The sequence below is a fragment of the Arthrobacter sp. P1_B4 genome, assembly GCF_056406555.1.
Genome location: NZ_JBFTZW010000107.1, coordinates 1 through 9728 on the forward strand (window position 1 = coordinate 1; position 9728 = coordinate 9728).

9 protein-coding genes are annotated in these 9728 nt (G+C 67.5%); 4 read left to right on the forward strand and 5 right to left on the reverse strand.

Translation table 11 applies throughout. The annotated features are described in order from the left end of the window. Positions 1-220: 220 nt before the first annotated feature. Complete coding sequence (locus AC1D1W_RS18535; RefSeq protein ID WP_028276802.1) at positions 221-841, forward strand: L-threonylcarbamoyladenylate synthase; 621 nt, start codon at positions 221-223, stop codon at positions 839-841. A gap of 104 nt (positions 842-945) precedes the next feature. Here AC1D1W_RS18535 and AC1D1W_RS18540 read toward each other — a convergent pair whose 3' ends face one another. The 3 genes from AC1D1W_RS18540 to AC1D1W_RS18550 form a co-directional block, all read right to left on the reverse strand. Continuing rightward, positions 946-1209, reverse strand: a complete 264-nt coding sequence (locus AC1D1W_RS18540) for a hypothetical protein (protein WP_028276801.1) — start codon at positions 1207-1209, stop codon at positions 946-948. Positions 1210-1390: 181 nt separating this feature from the next. Continuing rightward, complete coding sequence (locus AC1D1W_RS18545) at positions 1391-2329, reverse strand: AfsR/SARP family transcriptional regulator (RefSeq protein ID WP_243177785.1); 939 nt, start codon at positions 2327-2329, stop codon at positions 1391-1393. Between the two features lie 356 nt (positions 2330-2685). After that, positions 2686-3669, reverse strand: coding sequence for a S1C family serine protease (locus AC1D1W_RS18550; RefSeq protein WP_043436053.1), 984 nt, complete (start codon positions 3667-3669; stop codon positions 2686-2688). Positions 3670-3853: 184 nt separating this feature from the next. Between AC1D1W_RS18550 and AC1D1W_RS18555 the strand changes: the two genes are divergently transcribed. Next, positions 3854-4357, forward strand: coding sequence for an HtaA domain-containing protein (locus AC1D1W_RS18555; RefSeq protein WP_052355067.1), 504 nt, complete (start codon positions 3854-3856; stop codon positions 4355-4357). Between the two features lie 24 nt (positions 4358-4381). Here AC1D1W_RS18555 and AC1D1W_RS18560 read toward each other — a convergent pair whose 3' ends face one another. After that, positions 4382-5131: an ABC transporter permease gene (locus AC1D1W_RS18560; protein ID WP_028276798.1), complete on the reverse strand. Its 750-nt coding sequence runs from the start codon at positions 5129-5131 to the stop codon at positions 4382-4384. A gap of 166 nt (positions 5132-5297) precedes the next feature. Here AC1D1W_RS18560 and AC1D1W_RS18565 point away from each other — a divergent pair, with 166 nt between their 5' ends. Together AC1D1W_RS18565 and AC1D1W_RS18570 are read left to right on the forward strand one after the other, a co-directional pair. After that, a complete protein-coding gene (locus tag AC1D1W_RS18565; RefSeq protein ID WP_476944458.1) occupies positions 5298-7223 on the forward strand; it encodes an alpha-amylase family protein in 1926 nt (641 codons plus the stop codon). Between the two features lie 345 nt (positions 7224-7568). Further along, on the forward strand, positions 7569-9041 hold the full coding sequence (locus AC1D1W_RS18570) for a sensor histidine kinase (protein ID WP_243177790.1): 1473 nt from the start codon (positions 7569-7571) through the stop codon (positions 9039-9041). Here AC1D1W_RS18570 and AC1D1W_RS18575 read toward each other — a convergent pair. Further along, positions 8989-9699, reverse strand: a complete 711-nt coding sequence (locus tag AC1D1W_RS18575; RefSeq protein WP_028276795.1) for a response regulator transcription factor — start codon at positions 9697-9699, stop codon at positions 8989-8991. The genes AC1D1W_RS18570 and AC1D1W_RS18575 overlap by 53 nt on opposite strands. Positions 9700-9728: the final 29 nt, after the last annotated feature.

Sequence of the window (9728 nt, forward strand, 5' to 3'; positions counted from 1 at the left end):
TTTCCTGCCATTGACAGCATTCGGTTCTCGCTCTCGGTGTTCGTTGCCGCAAACCTGCATGAGTGGGGTGTAGACAGGTTTGTCTACACCGGAATGAAAGTATCAGACAGAACTGTCTGTGCACAAGCAGCGGCCGGCCCCGCTCCGCCGCGGGACATTCGGGTCGGCTGACGGGCTCCGCTGTGGTCGTCCGGGCGGCCGCCGGGCGTATGCTCTTGGCATGGCGAGATACTTCGATGTGCACCCCGAGAACCCCCAGCCCCGTTCGATCCTCCAGGCGGTGGACATCGTGCGCTCAGGCGGCCTGATCGCTTACCCCACGGATTCCTGCTACGCGCTGGGCGCTCAGCTGGGTAACCGGGAGGCCCTGGACCGGATCCGGACCATCCGGCAGTTGGACGGCAAACATCATTTCACCCTCGTCTGCAAGGACTTCGCCCAGTTGGGCCAGTTCGTCCAGATCGACAACGATGTGTTCCGCAGCATCAAGGCCGTCACGCCCGGCAGCTATACCTTCATCCTGCCGGCGACCAGGGAGGTCCCGAAACGGCTGCTGCACCCGAAGAAAAAGACTGTTGGCGTGCGCATTCCGGACAACCACGTCGTGCAGGCGCTGCTCGCTGAGCTTGGCGAGCCGCTGCTGTCGAGCACTTTGCTGCTTCCCGATGAGGAAGAGCCACTCACTCAGGGGTGGGAGATCAAGGAACGCCTGGACCACGTGGTGGACGCCGTGATCGATTCCGGCGACTGTGGTGCCGAGCCAACCACTGTGATCGACTACTCCAGCGGCGTCGCAGAAATCGTCCGGCGCGGCATGGGTGATCCGTCGCGCTTCGAGTAACAGTCGCGCTTCGGTTGACAGAGGGCGCCGGCAGCGGCATGGCGCCGGCTGGCTGACCGGGCGCCGGGATGGACCGGGCGCCGGGATAGGCCAGGCGGGGCGGACTAGGCGGATTCCGCCGCGGCCGCCTGCCGGTTCCGCAGCCACCGGCGCACGAGGTCGATGGCGGCGACAAGCCCGGCCAGGGGCGAGAGCACCGCTGCGGCGTAGACGAACATCATCCACGTCAGGGTGGTCACCGGGCTTTGGCGGGTGCTTAGGAGGGACAGTCCGCCGAAGAGGCCCAGGACCCAGAACAGGATGACTCCGGACAGCACAGCGGCTGCGGGGAAGTACTCGTTCGTGACGACTTTCTTCAAGGTTTCCATGGGCCCTCCTCACGCCCGGCGGTGGGACTGCCCGCCGGGGATGTTCCCAGTATGAGGCCCGGCGCGGCGGAATTCCCCGAGAATCCCGGCCACGTGACGAAGCTAACGCCCGCGTCCCTGTGGCGGCCATCTCGGTCATCAATTCGGCGCCGCCGGTCCAACGGTGGCGGCCCCGCGGGGGTCAGACCGCGGCCCGGACGCGCTGGAGGAAGGAATCAAGCACCCGCCCGGCGTTCTCATGCATGCGCCGGGACTCCGCCGCCGGCAGCTGCCGGCTCTTGGGCCCGTTCAACCGCTCACCCAGATAGAGCAGCGCCGCCAGTACCTCGGAGAGTTCGGAGTTGCTTTCCGCGCGCTGCCGCAGTAGCCGCAGATGCGCTTCCTGCAGGGCCGGACCGGGGCTGCAGCCAAGGTCGCGGTCGAAGAGCCGCCGGCAGCGGTCATACGCTGCGAGGCCCTCCGCCGGCAGGCCTGCCTGTTCATAGGCGGTCACCAGCACCGTCCAGGCCCGCTCGTTCAGGGGCTCCGCGCGAATGGCAGCCTGGACCAGGTTGACGGCATCGTCTGGTTTGTCCAGCAGAGCCGCCGTTTCTGCCGCGAGGATCTGCAGCGCCACCTTCTCGGCTGCATGGCGTGCGCGCGCCTCTTCGGCCCAGTCGGAGGCAAGTTCGAACCCGAGCAGCGGCTCGGCGGAAATCTCCAGGGCCTCGAGCATCAGGGGGTAGGCCTCCGCCGGAGCCAGCTCACCGGCGTCGCGGACCAGGTCCCGGAACCGGAACAGATCGAGGTCCACGAGCGTAGGATCCAGGACGTAGCCACTGTTGGCCGTGCGGAGCGGGCCGGTCTTGGTCTGCCCCGGCTGGATGGCACGGCGGATACCGCTGATATAGCTCTCGAGGGTCGCCACGGAGCCGTCACTGGCTCCGGCGCCCCAGAGAAGATCGATCAGGCGGGTCTTGGACACGGGCGTGCCAAGGTTCAGGAGAAGGATTTCCAGTATGTGCCGGGGCTTGCATCCGCCCATGTCGGCGGCGGTGAGCGCCACGCCGTCCCGGCGCACTTCGAATGATCCGAAGAGGCGGACCGAAATGGAAGGTGCTGTTTCCTTTGGGCTATCCACGATGTTCTCCGATTTCCCCAGGTAAAACGAACTTAATCGTCTATGGAGAGCCGGATCAACATCGAAACCAGGCCGTACTGAGGCTCTGTTCCCTCCGGCTTTCCAATGACACCGTGACACGCCCGGCGGGGCGCAACAAGGCATGCCGCTACCCGATCTTTCGCCCAAAGAAAGACGCGTACAGGGGTCAGTACCGCTGAGTAAGCGCGCGGAGCGGAGGGCAGGTGATTGCGGCGCCAACCAAGTAATTCCGCGGGCCGCCGCTATGCGGACCCAAGTAGTTTAGCCGGGCAGCGATTAGGCCCCCGGCGGGCAAATTCCAGYGGGTTGAAACCGCCGGTCCGGACCGGGTTTCCCTACTGGTTATCGGTCATCTCGGCGGGCACGGCCACCAGTCGCAGGTCCGCGCCGTCCCGGAGCACGGCAAGGTCCAGCGGCTCCCCGATCGCTTCGGCGAACAGCAGTTTCTGCAGGCTCTCGGCGTTGGACACATACATGTGTCCGACCTTCAGGAGGATGTCGCCGGTCCGTAGCCCGGCCCGCTCGGCGGGGGAATCCGGGAGGACTTCGACCACGAGCAGGCCCTCCCTGCGGCCCGTCCGGACGACGGCGCTCGGCTGCAACTGGATCGGTGTGTTGACCAGGCCCAGGTAGGCCCGGCGGACGCGGCCGTCCTTGAGCAGCGACGCGATGATCCGCCGGGACGTCGCGTTGATGGGAACGGCCAGCCCGAGCCCAACACCGGCCACGGCCGTATTGATGCCGACGATCCGCCCGCGGGCGTCTGCCAGCGCCCCGCCGGAGCTGCCGGGGTTGAGGGCCGCGTCGGTCTGGATGACGTCCTCGATCACGCGCCGGCTCCGTCCGGACCAGACCGGGATCGAACGGCCCAGCCCGCTGACCACGCCGGCGGTGACGGAGCCGGCGAGCCCGAGCGGATTGCCCACGGCGATGACCAGCTGGCCGACCCGGAGGGACTCGGCGTCGCCGAGTTCAGCCGGCGCCGCGGTGGGTGCCCTGCCGTGGACCACGGCAAGATCGGAGAGCGGGTCGGCGCCCACCACGTCAACGGCCGTGCTGGTGCCGTCGGCGAAGACTGCGTGGCCGGACTGGGCGCCACCCACCACGTGGGCATTCGTCAGCAGATATCCGTCCGTGGTGAACAGCACGGCCGAGCCCGCACCGACCCTCACCCTGCCGTTGCGCCCGTTGCCGGTCACCTCGAGCGCGGCGACGTGCTGGGTGACAGCCTCGGCCACGCGGATGACCGTTGCGGAATATGAATCCAACGGGTCTTCGGACACATCGGATCCGGAAACCCTGCTGATGGACGCGGCCACGGTGCACCTCCTGCTAAACGGTACTCATCCAAGTCAACCACCGCCGTCCCGGGAGTAGTCCTGGCGGGCCTACGCCGTCAGAGAAATACTTAGGATGAAGCGGCGGCGGTGCAACAGTTCAGCCCGGCGCGGATCCGCGGCTAGGCTCGGATGTAGATCCGCCCGACAGCCCAGGAGAACCCACGTGACACCAACGTCCGCCTCCCCCGCCCCGCTGCCCCTGCCGGGTCTGACCTGGGGTATCAAACGCAGCTTTATGGATTACATTTCGGGACTCCCGGACGGTGCTGTTTCCGCAGCCGACGGCGCCACGGTCACTGCGTCCGGAGAGTTCTGCTTCGCTCCCGCCGGCTCCGAGTACGATCCCGCCAGCGGCACCGGATTGCTGCGGTTCCGCGGCGATGTCCGCGTCGCCGGTCACCACGGAATGATGTTCGTCCGGCTGCTGGATCCATGGGTCGAGTTCGCGGCCGGGCACGGGGTCCTGTCCATCAGCACGGGCGACGGCGGCGGGACGGACCGCTCGGATGTCGGCACCCTGCGCACTGCCGCGCCCCGCAACATGGAGGGGTTTCTCGTCTGGGAGCGCGTCGAGGTCGCCGTCTCCCAGGCCGGTTCGGAACTTTTCGACGGCCAGTACGCCGACGGCCAGGCGATGGACCCCCTGGTCATCCGGGTGCCGGCGTAGTCAGGACGGCCCAAGGCGCGGACGCTAGCGTGGACGCACCGGACGCACCCTCACCGGCGCGATGATCCCGATCAGGGCCACGGCGGTCATGGAACCTGCCGCCATGATCGAGGCGAGCACGACGATCTGGAAGCGGCCCGCCTCCAAGGGTGAAAGGCCGCCGAAGATCGCACCCACAAACGCCCCGGGCAGGGTAACAAGTCCCGTCGTCTTAGTCTGGTCGGTCGAAGGGATGAGGGCGGAATAGACGGCGCGCCGGGCCAGCTCCAACGTCGACTGACGCCGCGTCGCCCCCAAAGCCAGCCACGCTTCAACCTCATCCCAACGTTCATTCACCGACTCGGCAAAGTGCCGGCCGGCCAGAGTGGCGATGGTCATCGCATTGCCGATCACGATCCCCCCAATTGCCAGCGCGTAGCGGGGCGTCAGGGCCATAGCGCCCGTGCCGAAAACGATCGCCAGGGTCACCAGGATGCCGGCGGCCATCGAGCCGCCCACTACCGCCAGGCGGCCCCAACTCCACCCCAGGCGTCGCGCGGCCGTCACTGCGGCCACCGAAAACATCACGAGAAGTGCGGCGCCGACCCAGACCGGACTGGTGATAACAGTGCCCAGTATGAGGCTGATGACAGCCAGTTGCACAGCCCCGCGCAGGATGGCCAGCGCCGGCGCGGTCCGGTGCGGGATCCGGAAAACCGCAAGCAACCCCACGGTGACCAGCATCAGGAGCCCTACGCCCAGCAGCGTGGGCAGGAGATCAGTCAAGGCGGTCATCACGCCAGCCTATAGACCTTCGCGGCAGCACCATTGGCGGCATCGGCTGTCGGCTGCCTTTCCTCGCCGGACACGGCTGCCGTGCTGGGCACCCGCGCGTCCTTCTGCAAGGATGTGAACGGTCGTCGCGCCGTCGGGGACTGAAACTGGTCAAAGGAGATGCTCCATGGTTGAACCCGCCCTTCTAGCCGACGGCGTCCACAGCGAGGCCCGCCGGCATGTGCTCCGGGCCTTGGCGGCGGGCACGGGGATCGGGTGGGACGGCGCGGACCGGGCCGTCTTCGAAGAGCGCTTCGACCGTCATTTCCCGGCCTTGTTCCGGCTGTTCCACGATCTCTACGGCGCACGGCCTGATTGGCTGGATCAGCTCACCGACCTAGTGATGCAGTCTGCCCGGTCGTGGGCCGAGAGGCCTGCGCCGCTCAAGGGCCTCGACGCCGAACGGGAACACAACAGCGGCTGGTTCCAGTCCAATACCATGCTCGGCGGCGTTTGCTACGTCGACAGATACGCCATGGACCTCGAAGGCGTCCGCGCCCGGATCCCCTATTTCAAGGAAATGGGCCTGACCTACCTGCACCTGATGCCGCTGTTCCTGGCCCCCGAACCGCACTCCGACGGCGGCTACGCCGTTTCCAGCTACCGGGACGTCAATCCCAGGCTGGGCACCATGGAGCAGCTGCGTGACCTCGCCGCCGAGCTGCGGGCGAACGGCATCAGCCTCGTGGTCGACTTCATCTTCAACCACACCTCCGACGAGCACGAATGGGCCCGGAAGGCGGCCGCGGGCGAGCCGGCCTACAGCGACTACTACTGGATCTTCCCGGACAGGTCCATGCCGGACGCGTTCGAGCAAACCGTGCGCGAAATCTTCCCGGACGACCACCCCGGCTCATTCGTCGACTTGCCGGACGGACGGTGGGTCTGGACCACGTTCCACACCTTCCAGTGGGACCTGAACTACTCCAACCCGGACGTCTTCCGTGCCATGGCGGGCGAGATGCTGTTCCTGGCCAACCAGGGCGTGGACATTCTCCGGATGGACGCCGTCGCCTTCATTTGGAAGCAGCTCGGCACGCCCTGTGAGAACCTTCCCGAAGCCCACACGCTGCTGCAGGCGTTCAATGCCGTGTGCCGGCTGGCGGCGCCGTCGCTGCTGTTCAAGTCCGAGGCGATCGTCCACCCCGACGAGGTGGCCCGTTACATTGACCCCGCCGAGTGCCAGCTCTCCTACAACCCCCTGCAGATGGCGCTGATCTGGGAGGCGCTGGCCACCCGCGACGTGTCCCTGCTCACCCAGGCCCTGGAGCGGCGCCACAATATTCCGGACGGCACGGCGTGGGTGAACTACGTCCGCAGCCATGACGACATCGGCTGGACATTTGCGGATGAGGATGCCGCCGAGCTTGGCATCAATGCCTTCGAGCACCGGCGATTCCTCAATTCCTTCTACGTCAACCGTTTCCCTGGCAGCTTCGCCCGCGGGGTGCCTTTTCAGGACAACCCCCGCACCGGCGACTGCCGGATTTCCGGCACAACGGCGTCGCTCTGCGGGCTGGAGGGCGGAACCGATGCGGCAGTGGACCGGATCCTGCTGGCCCACTCGGTGGCCTTCAGCACCGGGGGCATCCCGCTGCTCTACCTCGGTGACGAGGTCGGCCAGTTCAACGACTACGGGTACGCCGCCGAGGAAGGCCACGGAACGGACAGCCGCTGGGTGCACCGGCCGCACTACCCGGCCGCAGGGTACGCGCGGCGCGCGGAGCCGGAAACCCCCGCCGGGGCGGTCTTTGCCGGGCTGCGCCGGATGGTGTCCGTACGGTCCGCGACGCCGGAACTGGCCGGGACCCGGCTGGCCGGGTTCGCCACGAACAACCCGGGAGTCCTGGGGTACCAGCGTCCCGGAAATGGAACGCTGATCCTCGCCCTGGCTAACTTCAGCGACGGCCCCCAGGAGGTAACGGCGTTGACGCTCTCCGGCTTCGCGGCTGGCGCCGTCGACGTCCTGACCGGCGCCCACGTGTGCCTCGACGCGGGACTGGTCCTGGACGCCCGGCAGTTCGTCTGGCTCCGGGTGACGCCCCGGCCTTGAGGCGCTGGCCCGCTGCTCATCGGCAGGGAGTAAGGGAAGCGGCTGTTGTCGGCGCCTGCTGCGCCGCTTCGCCCGGTGCCGTGTCCGGCCGCACACTGGTTGAGGAGAGCGTGCGGCCGGAATCTGTGGACGAACGGCCCCGTGGCGGCCGGCGGCCGGTCTTCTGCGGCCTATTTCCACTCTCCCCCATCCCGCTGAGAAGAGACTGAGAGCAGCCTCTCTCCGTGGGGACGTGCGCGCAGGCGGGAGCGCTCCGGCCACCGCCGGGGCGCCGGCCGGGCGGGCGGCGCCGGCAAGGCGGCCGCGGTGGTTGTCCCGAACCGCGCATTGACGCATTCTTGGAGCATGGCACTGGGCAAACGGGCCCCCTCCGGCCCCGCCAGGGGCGAGATTCGATGGGGCGTGCGGAAGCGCTCGACGGCGGTCGCCGTCGGCGTCGTAGCCGTGGCGCTGCTGCTCGGCGGCCTCGTCCTTCTGGTCCTGCTGCAGGCGTCCCTGGCGCGGTCGAGCGACGCCGCAGCCCAGCAGAAGGCCCTGGACGTGATCGCCGAGATGGAGGACATGGACATCGAGGATGGCCGCGCCTACATCGTTGACACCGCGCATGCGGGCCAGTTCGTCCAGGTGCTGGATGCCGAAGGGTACGTCCTGGCCAGCTCGGACCCCGAGGTCGCCAACGCCCCCCTGTCAGCCCAGCGGCCCAGCCCGGGCCAGACCATGACCCAGGACGTCTCGAGCCTTCCGAGCATCGGGGACACCGACGACTACCACATCGTCACCGTGGGAGCACGGACCGGCACGTTGAGCTACACCGTGGTGGTGGCCCAGGCCTCACAGATACAGGCGGACACCATTTCCACCGTCGCGTGGTTCATGCTGGGAGCCACGCCGCTGCTGCTCGGGACCGTGGCCGTGTCCGTATGGCTCCTGGTGGGCCGTTCCCTCCGCCAGGTTGAGCGGATCCGTGGCCAGGTGGCCCGGATCAACGCCGAGCGGCTGGATGGGCGCGTCGACGTCCCGCCCACCAACGACGAAATCCACGCCCTGGCGCTGACCATGAACACCATGCTGGACCGGCTGCAGGCCTCGGACACCGAACAGCGCAGATTCGTCTCGGACGCCAGCCACGAGCTGCGCAGCCCGTTGGCCACGCTGAGGGCCGGAATCGAGATCGCGGCGGCGGACCCGACCGGGGCGATGTGGCTTCAGATGAAGGATGTCCTCTCCGAGGAGACGGCCCGCATGAGCTTCCTCGTGGAGGACCTGCTGACACTGGCCAAAGCCAATGACGGCGGCCTGCGCGTAGAGCAGAAGGACGTCGATCTTGACGACGTGCTGGACCAGGAGATCCGCCGGCTGCGGTCCACCAGCCGGAACCGGATCTCGGTGGAGCTCGTTCCGACCCGGATCCGCGGCGACGCCCGGCGGCTGGCGCAGGTCCTCCGGAACGTCCTGGACAACGCCGACCGCCACGCCCTGTCCCGGATCGCCGTGGACCTGCACACGGCCGGGGACCGGGTCATCCTCACTGTCGACAACGACGGCGACCCCATCCCGGAGGCGGACCGGGAGCGGATCTTCGAACGGTTCGTCCGGCTCGATGGCAGCCGTTCCCGGGAAGGCGGCGGCAGCGGACTGGGCCTGGCCATCGCGGCGGGAATTGTGGCCGCCCATCATGGGAGCATCCGTCCGACGGACGGACCGGCGGGTCACTGCCGCTTTGAGATCACACTTCCCCTTCCGGAACCTGTGGAGCCGGCCGACGTCACTCCTCGCGACTCCCGGCGGCACGGGGTTCAGGGGTCGGGTCGGCGCTGAGCAGATAGCCCATGCCGCGCACCGTGGTCAGGCTGTGGATCCCGAACGGGACATCAATCTTGCGCCGAAGGTAGCCGATGTACACCTCAACCACATTGTTCGCGCCCTCGAAAGCCGGATCCCAGACGTTTTGCAGGATTTCCGCCTTTGAGACGATCTGGTCATGCCGGCGCATCAGATAATGCAGGAGCCCGTACTCCCTGGCCGTGAGGCTGATGAGGGTGTCGCCGCGGCGCACACTGTGGCTGACGGGGTCCAGGGACAGCGTGCCAAGCGTCATGATGACAGGCCTGGCGGGCGCTCCGCGCCGGATCAACGCCCTGATCCGGGCCACCAGCACCAGGAAGCTGAACGGCTTGGTGAGGTAGTCATCAGCGCCCAGGTCGAAGGCATCGGTCTGGTCGTATTCGCCGTCCTTGGCCGTGAGCATCAGCACCGGAGTCCACACCTTGCGTTGCCGCAATTCCTTCAAGACGTCGTAGCCGTTCATCCGCGGCAGCATGAGGTCCAGCAGGATGGCATCGTACGCGTTCTCCAGCGCCGCCGCGAGTCCCCGCACGCCGTCGTGGGCGACGTCGACGACGAACCCCTCGTTCCTCAGCCCGCGGCGGACTGTCTCCGCCAGGGCGTCCTCATCCTCCACCATCAGGATCCGCAATCCAGCCCCCTCCCTTTGGGCCAGTATGG